At 72.5% G+C, this 17,230-nt stretch carries 16 protein-coding genes and 1 other RNA gene; 7 read left to right on the top strand and 10 right to left on the bottom strand.

Going from position 1 to position 17,230, the window contains the following annotated elements:
- Window positions 1-5: 5 nt before the first annotated feature.
- Window positions 6-423, top strand: an RNA gene (rnpB, locus tag O7627_RS24040) — RNase P RNA component class A.
- 13 nt (window positions 424-436) lie between these two features.
- Here the strand turns inward: rnpB and O7627_RS24035 are convergent.
- The 6 genes from O7627_RS24035 to O7627_RS24010 all read right to left on the bottom strand — a co-directional run bounded on the left by O7627_RS24035 (window position 437) and on the right by O7627_RS24010 (window position 6,461).
- Window positions 437-676 (bottom strand): hypothetical protein, encoded by a 240-nt coding sequence (locus O7627_RS24035; protein WP_278095740.1) that lies wholly within the window; start codon window positions 674-676, stop codon window positions 437-439.
- Between the two features lie 109 nt (window positions 677-785).
- Entirely contained in the window at window positions 786-2,660 is a 1,875-nt protein-coding gene (locus O7627_RS24030; protein ID WP_278095739.1) for an Hsp70 family protein, read from the bottom strand.
- Window positions 2,661-2,696: 36 nt separating this feature from the next.
- Window positions 2,697-3,908: an acyl-CoA thioesterase/bile acid-CoA:amino acid N-acyltransferase family protein gene (locus O7627_RS24025; protein WP_278095738.1), complete on the bottom strand. Its 1,212-nt coding sequence runs from the start codon at window positions 3,906-3,908 to the stop codon at window positions 2,697-2,699.
- Between the two features lie 249 nt (window positions 3,909-4,157).
- Window positions 4,158-5,375, bottom strand: a complete 1,218-nt coding sequence (locus tag O7627_RS24020; protein ID WP_278095737.1) for a hypothetical protein — start codon at window positions 5,373-5,375, stop codon at window positions 4,158-4,160.
- Window positions 5,376-5,381: 6 nt separating this feature from the next.
- Window positions 5,382-5,702, bottom strand: coding sequence for a hypothetical protein (locus O7627_RS24015; RefSeq protein ID WP_278095736.1), 321 nt, complete (start codon window positions 5,700-5,702; stop codon window positions 5,382-5,384).
- A gap of 138 nt (window positions 5,703-5,840) precedes the next feature.
- Window positions 5,841-6,461: an ABATE domain-containing protein gene (locus tag O7627_RS24010; RefSeq protein WP_278095735.1), complete on the bottom strand. Its 621-nt coding sequence runs from the start codon at window positions 6,459-6,461 to the stop codon at window positions 5,841-5,843.
- 93 nt (window positions 6,462-6,554) lie between these two features.
- Between O7627_RS24010 and O7627_RS24005 the strand changes: the two genes are divergently transcribed.
- The gene (locus tag O7627_RS24005; protein WP_278095734.1) at window positions 6,555-7,871 is read left to right on the top strand and encodes an MFS transporter; all 1,317 of its coding nucleotides are present in this window, start codon (window positions 6,555-6,557) and stop codon (window positions 7,869-7,871) included.
- Window positions 7,768-9,480 carry an NAD-binding protein gene (locus O7627_RS24000; protein WP_278095733.1) on the top strand — a complete coding sequence of 571 codons (1,713 nt, stop codon included), beginning with the start codon at window positions 7,768-7,770 and terminating at the stop codon, window positions 9,478-9,480. The genes O7627_RS24005 and O7627_RS24000 overlap by 104 nt, the downstream gene beginning before the upstream one ends.
- A gap of 21 nt (window positions 9,481-9,501) precedes the next feature.
- Here O7627_RS24000 and O7627_RS23995 read toward each other — a convergent pair whose 3' ends face one another.
- Window positions 9,502-9,792 carry a hypothetical protein gene (locus O7627_RS23995; RefSeq protein ID WP_278095732.1) on the bottom strand — a complete coding sequence of 97 codons (291 nt, stop codon included), beginning with the start codon at window positions 9,790-9,792 and terminating at the stop codon, window positions 9,502-9,504.
- A gap of 355 nt (window positions 9,793-10,147) precedes the next feature.
- On the opposite strand from O7627_RS23995, the gene O7627_RS23990 reads away from it, so the two are divergent.
- The 3 genes from O7627_RS23990 to npdG all read left to right on the top strand — a co-directional run bounded on the left by O7627_RS23990 (window position 10,148) and on the right by npdG (window position 12,170).
- Complete coding sequence (locus O7627_RS23990; protein WP_278095731.1) at window positions 10,148-10,351, top strand: hypothetical protein; 204 nt, start codon at window positions 10,148-10,150, stop codon at window positions 10,349-10,351.
- A gap of 87 nt (window positions 10,352-10,438) precedes the next feature.
- The gene (locus tag O7627_RS23985; protein WP_278095730.1) at window positions 10,439-11,314 is read left to right on the top strand and encodes a histone H1-like repetitive region-containing protein; all 876 of its coding nucleotides are present in this window, start codon (window positions 10,439-10,441) and stop codon (window positions 11,312-11,314) included.
- A gap of 157 nt (window positions 11,315-11,471) precedes the next feature.
- The gene (npdG, locus tag O7627_RS23980; RefSeq protein ID WP_278095729.1) at window positions 11,472-12,170 is read left to right on the top strand and encodes an NADPH-dependent F420 reductase; all 699 of its coding nucleotides are present in this window, start codon (window positions 11,472-11,474) and stop codon (window positions 12,168-12,170) included.
- Between the two features lie 50 nt (window positions 12,171-12,220).
- Here npdG and panB read toward each other — a convergent pair whose 3' ends face one another.
- Window positions 12,221-13,051, bottom strand: a complete 831-nt coding sequence (panB, locus tag O7627_RS23975; protein WP_278098414.1) for a 3-methyl-2-oxobutanoate hydroxymethyltransferase — start codon at window positions 13,049-13,051, stop codon at window positions 12,221-12,223.
- Window positions 13,052-13,183: 132 nt separating this feature from the next.
- Window positions 13,184-14,959 (bottom strand): NAD+ synthase, encoded by a 1,776-nt coding sequence (locus O7627_RS23970; RefSeq protein WP_278095728.1) that lies wholly within the window; start codon window positions 14,957-14,959, stop codon window positions 13,184-13,186.
- A gap of 208 nt (window positions 14,960-15,167) precedes the next feature.
- On the opposite strand from O7627_RS23970, the gene O7627_RS23965 reads away from it, so the two are divergent.
- Window positions 15,168-16,517: a glutamine synthetase family protein gene (locus O7627_RS23965; RefSeq protein WP_278095727.1), complete on the top strand. Its 1,350-nt coding sequence runs from the start codon at window positions 15,168-15,170 to the stop codon at window positions 16,515-16,517.
- A 127-nt stretch (window positions 16,518-16,644) separates the two neighbouring features.
- On the opposite strand, the gene O7627_RS23960 is transcribed toward O7627_RS23965, so the two are convergent.
- Window positions 16,645-17,127 (bottom strand): hypothetical protein, encoded by a 483-nt coding sequence (locus tag O7627_RS23960; protein ID WP_278095726.1) that lies wholly within the window; start codon window positions 17,125-17,127, stop codon window positions 16,645-16,647.
- Window positions 17,128-17,230 lie beyond the last annotated feature (103 nt).

Genomic DNA, 17,230 nt, shown 5'->3' with positions numbered 1-17,230 from the left:
ACGGACGAGTCGACCGGGCGGTCGCGTCAGCGGGCTGATGAGGCCCGGTGCCGAGGAACGTCCGGACTCCACAGGGCAGGGTGGTTGCTAACGGCAACCCGGGGTGACCCGCGGGACAGTGCCACAGAAAACAGACCGCCCACCGGGCACGCTCGGTGGGTAAGGGTGAAACGGTGGGGTAAGAGCCCACCAGCATCCCGGGTGACCGGGATGGCTAGGTAAACCCCACCCGGAGCAAGGCCAAGAGATGGTGTCTCCAACAGGAGTTCACCTGCGCAGGCGTTCGAGGGCGGCCCGCCCGATGCCTGCGGGTAGGCCGCTGGAGCCTGCCGGCAACGGCAGGCCGAGATGGATGGCCGCCGCCGGCGCCACCGGCAACGGTGCCGCCGGGCACAGAATCCGGCGTACAGGTCGACTCGTCCGTCGACCTAACAGCTCAGGGCGATGGCCGCTGGGGTCGCTCGCGGTCCGGGGTGGGCATCGGCGCGACCCATTCCTCCTGCGCCTGGATCTCAAGGCGGGAGCGGTGCGCCGCCGGATGCCAGATCTCCTCGAACGGACCCAGCACGTCGACCCCGCCGCCCCGCCGTCGGATCCGGGCTCCCAACCACACCAGGCCACCCGCGATCCCGGCCACGCCGGCCGCGACCACCAGGAACCCCACCACGCCGGTCATGCCACCGAGCGTACGCCGGAAAGCAGTGGTGCTCAGGGCGGGCAGACCCTCGGCCGGGTGTACCGCCGCCGACCCAATGACATGAGCCGGATTCCGGATCGGGCAGGGGTCAGCCGCCGGCCGGGTTCCGGCGGGCTTCGACGGTGTAGTCGGAGTGCGTGATGCTCAAGCCGTCGCCGACGCAGACGTAGCTCACCGGTGCGGTGCTCGGCTTCCCCATCGCCTTGGACTCCCGGATCGACCCGTTGACCTTGTAGATCGTGGTGCCCTTGGAGCTGGCCCCGGAGTAGATGATCTGGCCGTTACCGGCCCGGTAGCGCCAGGTCATCCGGCCGTTGTGGATCGCCTCGTACCGGTTGCCGCCGGACTTGCCGGTGAGGCGTACCTGGTCGATCCGGGTCTCTCCGGTGCCGTCCGCCCGCCACGTGTACCGCATGCCCTTGCCGGACAGGACGACCGACCGGCCCCACATGTTGACGTCGTGGTAGACCAGGCTGGTCTGCGTCCAGGTGCCGACCAGGCAGGCGTCCCCGCCGGCCGGCGGCGGGGTGGGGGTCGGGGTGGGTGTTTCGGTGGGCGTGGCCGGTGCGGAGCTGCTCTGGCTGACCGTCCGCCGGCCCTCGTCGGTGTCCGCGTCGCTCCCGTCCGGAAGCCAGAGCGCCACCCCGGCGACGACCGCGACGACGCCGAGCACCGCCGCGGTCGCCACCGCCGGTCGTCGCCAGCTCGGCGTGGCCGACCCGCCGGCGGCCGTACCGGGGGCGTCGCCGGTCGGCCACGGGTCCTCGGCGGCCGGCGCGGCGGGTGTCGGCCCGGGCAGCGGCGCCCGCCCGCCGGCGTCCGGGTCGGTCCGGGTCAGGTCCGACCCCGAATCGGGTACGCCGGCACCGGCCGGCCCGGTCCGGATGGTCAGGCTGCCCTCGGCAACCACCAGTTCCGGCTGTTCGAGGGTGGCCGGTCCGACGCCGAGCGCCCGGTGCAGCAGGGTGGCGGCGAGCGGCAGCCGGCTGGCGCCACCGACCAGGTAGAGACCGGCCAGTTGGCCCGGTTCCGCCCCGGCGTCGGCCAGCACCTGCCGCAGCACGGTGACGGTCCGGTCCAGCACGGGCTGGGCGAGCAGCTCCAACTGCTCCCGCCCCAGTGGTGCCTCGTCGTCGAAGAGCGGGATCGGGATGCGCGCCGAGGTGGCCCGCGACAGCAGCTCCTTGGCCTCCCGTACGTCGTCCCAGAGCCGCTGGGCGGCGGTCCGGTCGGCCGGGGTGACAGGTTGGGTCAGCCGCTGCCAGCGGTCCGGGTCGCGATCCCGGTAGGTCTGTTCGAGGTGGGTGACGATGGCGGCGTCGATGTCCAGGCCGCCCGCGTCGGTCAGGCCGGCGGAGGCGAGCACCTCGAACCCGTCGGCACCGCGCCGCAGCACCGCGGCGTCGAAGGTGCCGGCCCCCAGGTCGTAGACGGCGACCAGACCGCCGGGTGCCAGCTGGCCGCCGGCCAGGGCGGCGAACCGGCTGGCCGCGGCGACCGGCTCGTCGACCAGCTCGTGCCGGGCGAAGACCTGGCCGGCGGCGGCCGACAGGGTGGCCCGCCGGCCGGTTCCCCAGGCCACCGGGCAGGTCAGCACCGCCGTGTCGACCGGCGCCCCGGCGACCCGGGACGCCTCGTCGGCGACCCGGCGCAGCACCGCCGCGATCAGGTCGGTGACCGGCAGCTCCGCGTCGCCCAACAGCACCGTACGTTCGTCCACGTGCTGTTTCGGGTGCGGTTCCAGCCGCTCTGGGCGGCTGCGGGCGGCGTACCGGGCGTCCCGCCCGACCAGCAGCTCCCCGGATTCCTCCAGGAACACGGCCGAGGGGAGCTGCGGTACGCCGTCGAACAGGAGGGTCCGCACGCGGCCGTCGGGCAGCCCCAGTACCGCGGCGGTGTTGGAGGTGCCGAAGTCGATGCCCACGATCGGCGGGTTCGACCCGGGGGCGACGCTGTCCGACATGGAGTCAGCCTAGCTACGCCCGGCACCTGCCCACTGTCAGGACAGTGTCGCCAGCAGGGCGAGGACCTCGGGCCAACTGTCCCGCCGGGCGGCGGCGTCTGCGGCTCTGGACCCGCCGGACTCCAGGAGGTGACCGGTGACGGGATGCACGTCGACGACACCGGCGGGCTGGAATGGGTACGTGCCGACGCCGTGTCCCGCGTCGGGGTAGACGAGCACGCGAACAGAAGATGCCGACCCGGCCCTGCGCAGGTTCCGCTCGATGGCCTGGGCCTGTGCGGCCGACGGCCAGACCCTGTCCTTGCCACCGGCGATGGCCAGCACCGGCCCGACGACGTTGTCGACCGGAATCCCGGTCGAGGGAAGGTCCCTACCGCCGCTGGTCCAGGCGGCGCCTGTCGCATCGGGGAATCCGGCCCGTACCGTGTCGCTCGGCGCGTAGAGCACCGCCCCCCGGATGAGGTCCGGGTGGTGCTGGGCGAGCAGGAGCGCGGCCTCGCTGCCCCGCGAGTAGCCACAGACCGCGACCGGCCCCGACGTCGCGCTGGCGTGGCTGGACAGCAGGCGGGCCGCGTCGGCGAAGTACTCCAGCGGGATCCGCCGCAACGTCTGCGGTAGTGCCGGGACTCCGAAGTAGGCCAGCGACAGGGCCGGATGTCCGTGCGATGCCAGGAGCGCGGCGGTGAACACCATGCTGTTGCCGCCCTCGGACCCGCCAAAGATCAGAACTGGCGTCTTCGCCGCGCTGCCGGCCGGTGGCAGATACAGGTCGCCGTGGAGGCCGTCGACGGGTGGCCGGAGCTTGCGATGGACGACGCCTGGGGCCAGCCATTCCCGCCGAAGGCTCCGGCTGGCCACCTCCCGGCCGTCGACCGTGACGGCCAACCGCATCTCGTATCCGGCGGCCAACTCGGGGAGCCGGGGAAAGAACGTCTGCCCCTCGCCGTCGAGGTTGGTCATGGACCAGAAGAGGCCCATTCCGTCCACGGCGTCGTAGCTACCCGCGTCGGGCGGGGCCTGGTCCAGGTCCACCACTCCGTTGGCGTCGGCCGTGAACGTCGCCCGGCCACGCCAGGTCGATCCGAGGTAGTCGGTCGCCGTCAACGTGACCGCGGCGTCCTGGCCGGCCGCGAGTCCGCTGACCCGGATCCGCACCGGCTGGTCGACGAGGGTGGACGACGGGTCGACCCCGATCACCGGTGTCCCGGCGGCCCGCGTCGTGCAACCGGCGACCGTTGCGACAAGCACGGAGGCGGTGATCGTCGCGGCAAGGCAGAACCGAATCTGACGGCGGCGCGGTTGGCGCCTGCTCTGGGCCGCAACTCCTTGCCCGGGTCGGCACCCGGCCGGAGCATGGCGGGACTCGGTGCGGAAGGAGTCGCGAATCGTGACGGGGCGGGCACCGTGGCCGACGGTGTCGGAGTCCGGCCCTCTTCATTGTCTGCCTCTCCCGACCGTGCGGTTGATCCGATGGCGACGCCCACTCAAATCCCCGGGTCAGGGCGCAGGGGCCGGGTAGCCGCTCACCGAGACCGGCCGTCCCGCCGCGTCCAGGATGACAGTGGTCCGCTCCTGCCATTCGATGTGGATGTTGAACGGCTGGGTGCCGGGGATATGGCTGCCGACCCAGTCCTCGAGGTACTGGGGATTGGGGTCGATGATGTCGTTCCAGGTGAAGGTGCTGTCCAGCACCACCTCGTGTCCGCCGCCGGGCAGCGGCCGTACGGTCGGGGTGCCCTCGATGTGGAAGTCGCCGACGGTGGCCTCGGTGCCGTGCAGGGTCTCGTGGCCGGTGCCCCAGCCGTCGGCGATCGTCACGTTGGTCCGCAGGTCGTATGTCGCACCGTTCGAGGCGACCGCCGCCGCGGCCAGGTCCCGCAGGTGGGGGTCGAGTTCGCCGCGCAGCAGGGCGTCGTCCTTGAGGTAGTTGGACGTGTCCGAGCCGTCCCGGAAGAAGACCGCCGGTTCGCCGTAGGGCTCGGTCCACCGGTAGAGCATCACCCGACCCTGCGGGTCGGTGTCGGTCAGCTGCGACTGCAGGTAGGTCCAGAAGTTGCCGACCCGGCCGGCGCCGACCTCGCGGTCCACCTTCAGCTCCGCCGCGGTCGGCTCGCGGTACAGCAGCCGGGCCAGGTCCTCGCGGGCGCCGCCGATGGCCCGGACGAACGCCAGCCGTCCCTCGCGGGCGGTCTTGAACGCCAGTGACGCCTGGTCGACCACCGGCTGGAAATGCGCCTCCGTGACCTGGTGTTGTTGCTGGTACCTCGCCACCGCCTGCCAGTTTCCGTACCGCACCCAGTAGCGCGGGTATCGCGAGTGCTGGGTGAAGCGGGCGTGTGAGGTGACCGCGCCGAATCCGAGTACGCCGAGGATCAGCCGGTTCGGCAGGCCGATCGAGGCGGCGGTGGCCAGTGCGGTGCGCAGCTGCGACTGCGCCGTCTCCAGGGTGCCGGCCAGCGCCTCGCAGGCCCGGCCGATCACCGGCAACACCTCGTCGACGAGGACGGCGTACGGTTCCTGGACGGTTGTCATCCTGGTGCGGTAGGCGTCGCCGGCGCTGCCGCTCCAGTACCCCGAGGTGCGGTTCAGGTCGGTGCGGGCGTCGCCGGCCCGCCGGGTGATCTCGGTGCCGAGCGTGGTCAGGGTCTGGGTGGTGAGGCGCAGCGCACCGGGGTCACCGGCGACGGCGTCCTCGGGCGCGTAGGTGTAGGCCATCGGTGCTCACCGCCCCGCCGGCACCAGGCAGGCCCGGAACTCGTCGGCCGCGGACTGGTCGCGCTTGGCGTACCCGGTCGCGCAGCCGCCGGCCAGGTCGGCGTAGCGGCGGACCTCGGTGCCGGTGCGCCGTACCGCCTCGACGGTCTCGGACAGCGCCTCGCGCAGGGCGTCGGCGCCGTCGCTGCCGACCCACGACTTCTCGATCATGGGCGCGAGCGAGGTCAGCGGGCCGGTGGCCTGCTCGATCTCGGTGGCCAGCGATCTGGTCAGCTCGACGTGCCGGGTCACCTGACCCGGTTCGACTCGGAAGGAGCCCGCGGTCATGACCGTCACCTCTTCGTTCGTCAACGGCTGTCGTCACCGACGAGGCTAGGGTCGGCGGCCGGCCGCGGGACACGGCACAAATACCCAGGAACGGTCCGCCCGCATGCGGACCCCCGCGGTGGGTGACGGCCCGAGACTTCACCGCGCGGTACGGGTACGCCGCGCCGCGACGTAACGTCGGGTCTTCTCGGCGGTGCCGCAGTCGTCCATGCTGCACCAGCGGCGGCTGCGGTTCTTGCTCTCGTCGTGGAAGAGGAAGCGGCACCCGCCGCAGCCCTTGATCCGGTCCAGCGGACCGGTGGTGAGCAGCCGCACCGCCGCGTGCACCGTCGGCCACAGCGGTCGGGCCAGCGTCCGGTCGTCCCGCCAGCTCCATGCGTACCCGTTGGTCGGGTCGAGCCGGGCGTGGCCGAGCGCCTCGGCCTCGTCGTCGCGGAGCCGGTCCAGTGCGGACGCCTTCGGGTTCTTGCCGGCGGCCAGCGTCCGGAAGATCTCGTCGAGGTGGTCCCGGGTACGCAGGGCGCGCGCGAAGGCGGCCCGCGCGCCGGCCGGGTCCTCGCGGGCCAGCCGCCGCAGCGCGGTCGCCTCGGTCGCGGTGAGCGCGCCTGCGTACGCGCCCCAGGCCACCAGTTCGGCGTAGCCGGTGAGGACGTCGTCGTCCGGGGCGCCGGCCGGCGGGCCGGTGCGGGTGTTGACGAAGTCCAGCGCGAGGTTGCCGCCCACCAGGCGCATCCGGGTCACGTCCTCGACTGTTTCCATCAAAACGCACTTTACCAGTTGACCCGGATCGGACGGCGTCGCTAATCTGTTGCCGTCATAAGCTATTTAGACGGTAACAGTGGGGGGGTTCGGATGGGACGCGGCCGGGCAGTTGGGGCGTTGATCGGCCTGTCGGGCGGGACCTTCCTCTACACCACCGCGGAGGCGCTGCCGATCGGTCTGCTGCTCCCGATGGCCGGTGACCTGGCCATCCCGCCGGCACAGGTGGGCATGCTCGTCACCGCGTACGGCGCGGTGGTGATGGTCGCCTCGGTTCCGTTGACGGCGCTGGTCCGGCGGGTTCCGCGCCGGTGGCTGCTCACGGCGCTGCTGGCCGGCTTCGTGGTCAGCAACGCGGTCACGGTCCTGGTGAGCTCCGTCCCGCTGCTGCTGGCGGCGCGGATGGCGACCGCCGCGACCCACGCGCTGTTCTGGGCGGTGGTGGTGCCGGCCGCGGCCGAGCTGTTCCGACCCGGGCTGCGTGGTCGGGTGGTGGCGGTGGTGTTCGCCGGCGGCACCGTCGCCCTCGCCCTCGGCGTGCCGGCCGGCACCTGGCTGGGCGAACGCGCCGGGTGGCGGGCGTCGTTCCTGGCGGTGGCCGGCCTCGGCGCGGTCGTCGGCGTCGTGGTGGCCGCGCTGCTGCCCTCGACCCGACCCGAACAGGGCCACTCCGCCCGGGGCGCCACGCCCGACCCGGGCCGCTTCTGGCTGCTGGTGGCGGTCGCCATCCTGGCCACCGCCGGCGCCATCGCCGCGTACACCTATGTCGCCCTCTTCGTCACCGAGGTCAGCGGGTTCTCCGCCGCCTCGGTCGGGGCCATCCTGCTGGCGCGTGGCATCGCCAGCGTGCTCGGCATCCTCGCCGTCGGTGTCCTCGTCGACCGCAGCCCGTGGCTGGCCCTGGTCGCGACCGTCGCCGTGCAGTCCGCGGCGCTGCTCGGGCTGGCCGTCACCGGTCACCGGCCGGCGCTGGCCGTCGCCCAGATCGCCCTGGCCGGCCTGGCGTTCGCCGCCTTCACCGCGTCGCTCGGCGGTCTCGTGCTGCAGGTCGCGCCCGGGCGGTCCGATCTGGCCGCCGCCGCGGTCTCGGCCGCCGTCAACGTCGGCATCACCGGCGGCGCCTTCGTCGGCGGCCTCGCCCTGCCGGCCCACGGTGTCCGCAGCACGGTGCTGATCGGCGCGCTGCTCAGCGTCGTCGCGCTCGGGCTGGCCCTCGGCGAGCGCCTCATCCGGCCCACCGGTGCTCCGGCCGAGCCGGTGGACGCCCGCCTCGGCCGGCTGGACGGTGCTCGATACGATCGGCCCCGTGAACCCGTCGGGGTCCGTCCCGCCGGCTCCGGTCGAGGTAGCCGACGCGCGCCGGTTCGTCATCTGCGGAGACGACTCGCTGGCCTACCGCCTCGCCGATGAACTGCTCAACCGGCACCACTGCGCGGTGACCGTCATCCTGAGGTCGCGGACCTCGACGTACGGCCGCCGGATCGCCAAGCTGGCCGGGCTCGGGATCGTCGAGTCGGAGCAGCCGGACCTGGACGCCTATCGCGCCGCCGGACTCGACTCGGCGGACGCGCTGGCGCTTGTCGGACGCGACGACGTCAGCAACATCGAAGCGACCCTGCACGCGCACGATCTGCACCCGGGTCTGCGGATCGTGGTGCGGATGTTCAACACCAGCCTGAGCGAGGGGATCGCGCGGCTGCCGTACTGCACGGTGCTCTCCGACGGGGCGCTGGCCGCGCCGGCGTTCGTCGCGGCCGCCGTCGGAGCGGTCGCGCCGAAGGAAGGGCTGCGCAGCGGCACCATGTTCGTCGCCCACCGCGGCGAGGTGCCGGACCGCGACATCCTGGTCGGCCTGGCCCGCACGGCGGGTCGCGACGAGCCGGACGTACTCCCGGTCGAGCAGGACGAGGCCGACCTGGTGCTGGTGTCGGCCGCGCCCCGGACCCTGCCGGTGACCCGCCGCCGGCGGCGGGCGCCCGGCTATCCGGTCGGTGCGATCGTCGGGCGGGTGTGGCGCCGGCTGCGCCTCGCGCTGGGGGTGTTCGTCGGTCTGCTTGTGCTCGGCTCCGGTCTGCTCGCGTTGGAACGGCCGGAGACCACCTGGTGGCAGGCCGGTTATGCGGCCACGCTCGCCGCGTTCGGCGGCGCCGAGGCCGAGCTGAGCGCCTCGGCCGTCGAGCAGGTGACGCTCGTCGTCCTCTCCATCGGCAGCATCGCGGTGATTCCGCTGCTCACCGCCGCCGTGGTGGACGCGGTCGTCAAGGTGCGGTTCGAGGTCGCGGACGGTTCGCTGCCGAGACGGATGGCCGATCACGTCGTCGTGGTGGGCCTGGGCGGCGTCGGCAGCCACGTCATCGAGGGCCTGTACGCCGCCGGAGTCGACGTCGTCGCGGTCGACCGGTCGCCGGAGGCGCGCGGGGTGCAGGTCGCCCGGGATCTCGGGATACCGCTGATCATCGGCGACGCCAGCCGGCGGGAGACCCTGCTGGCGGCCTCCCTGCCGACCAGCGCCGCGCTCGTGGTGATCACATCGGACGATTCGACCAATCTGGAGACCGCGCTGGTCGGCCGGGGGATCCACGAGAATCTGCGGGTGGTGCTGCGGCTCTTCGACGGGGGCTTCGCCAACCAGGTGCAACGCGCCTTCGACATCGGCATCTCCCGCAGCGTCAGCTACCTCGCGGTGCCGTCGTTCGCCGCCCGCATGCTCGGGCAGGACGTGGAGGCGGTCGCTGTCGACCGCCGGGTGCTGCTGATCGCCGAGGTGGTGGTGGCGCCGTACGCCCCGCTGGAGAACCGGACCGTCGGCGACCTGCGGCGGCCGGGCGAGGCGTGGCTCGTCCACCTGACGAACGCGCGGGGCGCCCGGCTACCGGCGTCGGTCTCGGCCGGGCGCCGGCTGCAGCGCAACGATCGGCTGCTGCTGGTCGCGACCCGGGCCGGGCTGGCTCGGCTGCTGGCCGAGGCGGCCACGCCGCCGGAGAACGCACCGCGACCGGCAATAGTCCCGCACGAGTAGGGGCTCCCGGGGCGGACGATGTCAGTCCGTTCGGGTCGAACCAGCGGTGAAGAAGCCGGCCGACTCCAGGGCCGCGCCGAGGGCCTCCGCGTCGCCGGGCTCGGTGGCGGCGAAGGTCGCCCGATGCTCCCGTACCAGCCGTTCGGCCTCGGCGCGGTCGCCGTCGACCGCCAGCCGGACCGCCAGCGCGACCACTCGCGGATCGTCGTGTGCCGCCGCGAGCTGGGTGAAGACCCGGCCCGGCGGCGAACCGTCCCGGAGCCGGACCCGCGCATGCGCAACCAGTACCGCCGTGGCGGCGTCGCTGAACATGCTGTGACGGTGCCCGGTACGGACCGCCGGCGCAACTGACCGGCCGGGACCGCCGGGGCGGAAGTGGCGCCAGGTGCGCAGGCGATGTCGGGTTTCCGACTTCTCGCGGTCGGTGTGGCGGGCTGTCCGCGTACCCGGAGGGCTTTTTTCTTTTTCGGCTGGGAACGGTGGCGGTTGCGGCTGTGGGTGCCGTTTCATCGTCGTGAATCGCTTGCCGCAGAACATTTCCGTCGGGTACGGAGTGAGTTTGGCGAACTGCCGGCGGCGGGCGTCGAGGGGGTCTACTGTGGAAGACGCCTCTCCTATTTGCGTGAAACGGTAGCGCATGGTCGGTTTGCGGTGTCACAGTGATCTCATGAGCGACAGCGGTAGTGGTGCCCGGTACTACTGGTGCGAGCGACACCACCGGGTCGAGACGGATGCCGACGCGTGTCCCGCGCGGTACCTGCTCGGCCCGTACGCCTCAGCTGCCGACGCCGAGAACGCCCTGCAGAAGGTGCAGGAGCGTAACGAGGAGTGGGAAGCCGAGGACGCCCGTTGGGCCGGGGAGGAGCGCTAGGCCGGCGCGGCGAGAGTCCGCGTCGAGGAACTCCGTGGTCTCCGCGAGGAGACACCCGAGAGTAAGTCCCGCAAGGAGGGAACCCAGATGGCCGAAGCACGAAAGGCCACCACCCGCCCGACCGCCAAACGCGTGGCCGGGAAGAAGACCGCGGCGAGCGCACGCAGCGCCGGCACGCGCACCTCGGCGGTGCGCAAGGCCGCGGTCAAGAAGGCCGCCGCGAAGAAGGCTCCGGCGAAGAAGACCGCGGCGAAGAAGGCTCCGGCGAAGCGGGCCACCGCGAAGACGGCTCCCGCCAAGCGGACCACCGCCAAGAAGACCGCCACGGCGCGGACGATCGCCGCGAAGAAGTCGGCGGCCCAGAAGGCGGCGGCGAAGAAGGCCACCGCCCGCAAGAGCGCGGCGAGCAAGACGACCGCCCGGAAGGTGGCCGCCCGCACGGCCGCCGCCCGCAGCAGCGCGGCGAAGAAGACCACCGCGCGCACGGCGCTGGCGAAGCGGACCGCCGCGAAGAAGTCGGCAGCGGCGAAGAAGTCGACGGCCGCGAAGAAGATGACCGCGGCGAAGAAGTCGACGGCGGCCAAGAAGTCGACCGCCGCGAAGAAGACGATGCCGGCGAAGCGGTCGACCGCGGCGAAGAAGTCGACGGCCGCGAAGAGGTCCACGGCCGCGAAGAAGTCGACGGCGGCGAAGAAGTCGACGGCCCGCAAGGCCGCCTCGACCCGGCCGGCGAGCGCCCGAACGACGGCCGCGAAGCGGGCACCGGCCCGCAAGGCGAGCACCGTGAAATCGACGGCCAGTCGGGCGGCGGCGAAGCGGACCAGCGGCACCGGTTCCCGGGCGAACGCCGCCTCGACGGCCCGCAAGGTGACCGCCCGCCGGTCGCCGGCGAAGAAGGTGGCCGCCCGCGGCGCGGTGGCGAAGAAGACCGCCACCCGCGCCACGGCCCGCAAGCCACGCTGACCCGATCCGGCCGGGTCGACCCCGGTAAATCATGACCAACAGTTCGAAACTCCCGCTGTCCGCCTGGGCAGCGGGAGTTTCGATGGGCCACCGGGGCGGGGATTCTCACAGCCGCGGGTAGCTGCCGAAGCAGGGGTTGGGCTGCGAAGATGTCCGGATGGGCTATGACGCGAGCACGCTGCCGGACGTGACCGGGCTGACCGTCGGCATCCTCGGCGGCACCGGGGACCAGGGACGCGGCCTCGCCTACCGGCTGGCCCGGGCCGGTCAGCCGATCCTGATCGGCTCCCGGTCGGCGGAGCGCGCCGAAGAGGCCGCCGCGCAGATCCGCCAGTTGGCCGGACTGCCCGCCGACGCCGACGTGACCGGCGCCGCCAACCTCGACGTCGCGACCCGCTCCGACATCGTCATCGTCGCGGTGCCCTGGGACGGGCACGCCGCCATCCTCACCGAGCTGCGCGACGCGCTGGCCGGCAAGGTGGTCGTCGACTGCGTCAACCCGCTCGGCTTCGACAAGCAGGGCCCGTACGCGCTGCCGGTCGAGGAGGGCAGCGCGGTGCAGCAGGCGGCGGCGCTGCTGCCGGACTCCCGGATCTGCGCCGCGTTCAACCACGTCAGCGCCCCGCTGCTGGCCGACCCGCAGGTCGACCGGATCGACCTGGACGTGCTGATCTGCACCGAGGAGCGGGAACTGATCGGGATCGTCGCCGCACTGGCCGCCCGGATCCCCGGCATGCGCGGCATCTACGCCGGGCGGCTGCGCAACGCCCACCAGATCGAGGCGTTCACCGCCAACCTGATCGCGATAAACAAGCGGTACAAGGCGCACGCCGGCATCCGGGTCACCGACATCTGAGGCCGCGACGCCGGCGCCGTGGTCCGGCGCCGGCGTGCTTTCGGCGTACGTCAGAAGGTGTGCTCGGCGGCCGGGAACTCGCGGGCCCGGACCTCCTCGGCGAACCGCGCGGTGGCCTCGCCCAGCGCCCCGGCCAGGTCGGCGTAGCGCTTGACGAAGCGCGGCATCGGACCGGTCCGCAGCCCCGCCATGTCCTGCCAGACCAGCACCTGGGCGTCGGTCTCCGGGCCGGCGCCGATCCCCACGGTCGGGATCGCCAGGTCGTGGGTGACCCGCTTGGCGACCTCGCCCGGCACCATCTCCAGCACCACCGCGAAGGCGCCGGCCTCGGCCACCGCGTGCGCGTCGGCCAGCACGTCCTCGGCCGCGTCGCCGCGGCCCTGGACCCGGTAGCCGCCGATGGTGTGTTCCCGCTGCGGGGTGAAGCCGATGTGCGCCATCACCGGGATGCCGGCGCCGGTGATCGCCTCGATCTGGGCGGCGTAGCGCCGGCCGCCCTCCAGCTTCACCGCGTGGCAGCCGGTCTCCTTCATGAACCGCACCGCCGTGCGCAGCGCCTGGGTCGGCCCCTCCTCGTACGAGCCGAACGGCAGGTCGGCGACGACCAGGGCGTAGCTGGTGGCCCGCACCACGGCCCGGGCCAGGGGGAGCAGGTCCTCGACGGTCACCGGCACGGTGGTCTCGTGCCCGAAGACGTTGTTCGCCGCCGAGTCGCCGACCAGCAGCACCGGAATCCCGGCCCGGTCGAAGATGGCGGCGGTGTACTGGTCGTACGAGGTGAGCATCGGCCACCGGTCGCCGCGTTCCTTCGCGGCGGCCAGGTCCCTGGTCCGGACCCGGCGGGTGGCCGGACCGCCGTACAGGGTGGGTACTTCGAGCACGTCGTTGGCGCTCACGGTCTTCTCCTCTCGCCCTCGAGGCCGCCTGCGCGGTCCCCGGGTATAGGCCGATCGTCGCACCGGACGCCGGCCCGCGGTCAGGGAAGAGTGGAAGTTTTCACACCGTGACGTCGGTCAGCCGTGCTCGCGCCACCGGTTGGTGATCGGCAGCCGCCGGTCCCGGCCGAACGCCTTGATCGAGATCTTGGTGCCGGGCGCCGACTGCCGCCGCTTGTACTCGGCCAGGTCGACCATCCGCAGCACCCGGTCGACGAGCGCCGGGTCGTGGCCGGCCGCGATCAGTCCGGCCCGCCCCAGGTCGCCGTCGACGTAGCCGGTCAGGATCGCGTCCAGCACGGTGTAGTCGGGCAGCGTGTCGGTGTCGAGCTGGCCGGGGGCCAGCTCAGCGCTGGGCGGCTTGGTGATCGAGTTCTCCGGGATCGGCGGCTGCTCGCCGCGGGCCGCGGCGTCGGCGTTGCGCCACCGGGCCAGCCGCCACACCGTGGTCTTCCAGACGTCCTTGATCGGGTTGAAGCCGCCGACCGAGTCGCCGTACAGCGTCGAGTAGCCGACCGCCAGCTCGCTCTTGTTGCCGGTGGTGAGCACCAGGTGCCCCTCCTGGTTCGACAGCGCCATCAGCAGCACACCGCGTACCCGGGCCTGGAGGTTCTCCACGGCCAGCCCGGCCAGCGAGAGGTTGGCCAGGAAGGTGTCGACCATCGGCTGGATCGGCTCCACCCGGTAGTTCAGGCCGGTCCGCTTGGCCAGCTCGGCGGCGTCGTCGCGGGAGTGCTCCGACGAGTGCTGGCTGGGCATCGAGACGCCGATCACCCGGTCCGGGCCGAGCGCGTCCACGGCGAGCGCCGCCACCAGCGCCGAGTCGATGCCGCCGGAGAGCCCGAGCACCACCGACGGGAAGCCGTTCTTGTCGACGTAGTCGCGCAGCCCCACCACCAGCGCCCGCCAGATCTCCGGTTCGTCGCTGACGTCCTCGGCCACGATCGGCTCGACGATCCCACCGGCGGCCGGCGGCCCGGCCGGTGCCGGCAGCGCGTCGCTGACCACCACCCGTGCGATCCGCATCCCCGCCGAGGTGGGGCTGTCGGCGGCGGGCTCCGGCGCGGCGGCCGGCAGGTCCAGGTCGTGCAGGAGCAGGTGCTCGACGAACTGCGGTCCCCGGGCCAGCACGGTGCCGTCCGGCTCGACGATCATGGAGTCGCCCTCGAAGACCAGCTCGTCCTGGGCGCCGACCATGTTCACGTACGCCACCGTCGCCCCGGCCTCGGCGGCCCGGCGGCCGACCAGCGGCAGCCGTACGTCGTCCTTGTTCAGCTCGTACGGCGAGCCGTTGATGTTGACGACCAGGCCGACCCCCGCGTGCCGGGCGGCGGCGAACGGGCCGCCGGCCTGCCACAGGTCCTCGCAGATGGTCAGGGCCACGTCCACCCCGCCGATCCGGGCCACCGTGAGGGTGTCGCCGGAGACGAAGTAGCGGTCCTCGTCGAAGACCCCGTAGTTGGGCAGGTGGTGCTTGAAGTAGCGGGCCGCCACCCGCCCCTCGTGCAGCACCGCGAGGGCGTTGCGCGGGCCCCGGCCGGCGCGCACGTCGGCGCTCGTGGGCGGCGGGCCGTCGGCGTCCAGATAGCCGACCACGACCGCCGCCGACCCGTGCCCGTCGGCGGCCAGGTCGGTGGCGAGCCGCTCCAGCGCGGCCCGGGACGCATCGACGAACGACTCTCGAAAGACCAGGTCCTCGACCGGATAACCGGTCAACATCATCTCCGGGAACGCGATCAGGTGGGCTCCCTCGGCCGTCGCCTGGCGGGTCCGGTCGCGGATGATCCGGGCATTGCCCGTCAGGTCACCGACGGTGGGGTTGACCTGGGCGAGTGCGATGCGCAGGGTGGGCATACCTTCATACTGCCGCAGTGGTTAACCGGTCGCCCGGCCGGGCATCACAGAGCGGACGGACGGCGGTTGCGTCGGTGGAATCGGGCGGACCCGAGGCTGCGTGGACCGCACCCGTCACGTAACGTCCATGTAACGAGATCGGTGAAGACTGGCCGTCAGGCCGTGCCTGGCCTGGCCGGGCCGAGCAGGAGTGTCGCGAGGGGTTGACGTGGACCGACAGCAGGAGTTCGTGCTCCGCACGCTGGAAGAGCGTGACATCCGTTTCGTCCGGTTGTGGTTCACCGACGTGCTCGGCACCCTGAAGAGCGTGTCGGTGGCGCCGGCCGAGCTGGAGGCCGCCTTCGAGGAGGGCATCGGCTTCGACGGCTCCGCCATCGAGGGGTTCGCCCGGGTCTTCGAGTCCGACATGGTCGCCATGCCCGACCCGACCACCTTCCAGGTCTTCCCGTTCGAGGGCGGCGTCAGCGGCGAGAGCGCCCGGATGTTCTGCGACGTGCTGCTCCCCGACGGCTCCGCCTCCTGGGCCGACCCCCGGCACGTGCTGCGCCGCGGCCTGTCCCGGGCAGCCGAGAAGGGCTTCACCTTCTACACCCACCCGGAGATCGAGTTCTTCCTGCTGGAGAACGGCCCGACCGACGGCTCGGTGCCGATCCCGGTCGACTCGGGCGGCTACTTCGAGCACACCACCCACGCGGTGGCCCGCGACTTCCGCCGTCAGGCCGTGCTCGCCCTGGAGCGGATCGGCATCTCGGTCGAGTTCAGCCACCACGAGGTCGCCCCCGGCCAGCAGGAGATCGACCTGCGCTACGCCGACGCGCTGACCACCGCCGACAACATCATGACCTTCCGGCACGTGATCAAGGAGGTCTCGCTCACCACCGGCGTGCGGGCCACCTTCATGCCGAAGCCCTTCACCGACCAACCGGGCAGCGGCATGCACACCCACCTGTCGCTGTTCGAGGGCGAACGCAACGCCTTCCACGACCCCAGCGACCCGATGAAACTCTCCAAGGTGGCCCGGGCCTTCATCGCCGGCCTGCTCACCCACGCCCGGGAGTACACCGCGGTCACCAACCAGTGGGTCAACTCGTACAAGCGGCTCTTCCCGCAGGCGTTGCCGGACCGCATCACCGAGTCCCCGGCGTACGTCTGCTGGGGACACCTGAACCGGTCGGCCCTGGTGCGGGTGCCCGCCTACGGCAAGCCCAACTCGGCCCGGGTCGAGGTCCGCTCGCCCGACTCGGCCACCAACCCGTACCTCGCCTTCGCGGTCATGCTCGGCGCCGGCCTCAAGGGCATCGAGGAGGGCTACGAGCTGCCGCCGGGCGCCGAGGACGACGTCTGGGCACTCTCCAACGCCGAACGCAAGGCGATGGGCTACGAGGCCCTGCCGGAGAACCTCTCCGAGGCGATCGACGTGATGGCCGAGTCCGAACTGGTCGCCGAGGTGCTCGGCGAGCACGTCTTCGACTTCTTCCTGCGCAACAAGCGCGCCGAGTGGGAGCAGTACCGGCGCGAAGTCACCCCCTACGAGCGGCAGCGCTACCTCGGTCTGTAGCCCGCGGCGCGCGCCCGGAGACCCTGGCGCCGGACGGCTTTGCCGGGCCGTCCGGCGCCAGGATCTTTCTTCCCGTGGGGGACGGGCTCAGATCACTCGCCGGTCCTTGGTCACTCGCGGTGGGTCGTCACTCGCCGTCGGCGGGCCCGGCCGGCCGTCCCGGTCCGCCCATCGGGCCGCCGCCGCGTCCGGGGCCGGGCAGCACCCCTTCCTGGTACGCCTTGAGCACGGCGTCCGCCTCCGCCTGCGTGAGCGTGCCGTCCGCGACCGCCGCGTCGAGCTTCTCCCGCAGCCGGGCCTCCCGGTTCTCGCCATTCATCGGCCGTTCGCCGTCAGGCCCGCCGATCTCCTCGCGGACCTTCTCCATTGCGGCCTTGACGTCGTCGGCCGACACCCCGAGTTCGGTGGCGAGCGCCTCGGCCAGCTCGGTCAGGTGCTCGGCCCGGCGCTGCTCGCCAGCCTGGCCCGGGTCGGCGTCGGCGGTGGCCGACGGGGTCGGCTCGGCCTCGTCCTGGGCGAACGCCACGGTCGGCGCGGCGATCCCCACACTCAGCACGCCGGCCGCGGCCAGCCCGGCCAGCATGGACTTCTTCGTGATCCGTCTGGTCATGACGTACCTCCGGATGTCGTCGGTGTGATGCGCTGTCATGACCGACTGTTATCGGCTCTCCTGGGCGGCGGCCGTGCCGAAGCTGTCCCCACGCTGAGAATCC

The sequence above is a fragment of the Solwaraspora sp. WMMD1047 genome (assembly GCF_029626155.1).
Classification (GTDB): Bacteria; Actinomycetota; Actinomycetes; order Mycobacteriales; family Micromonosporaceae; genus WMMD1047.
Note: the sequence above shows the minus strand (reverse complement) of the source record. Positions and strands in the feature narration are given on the sequence as shown.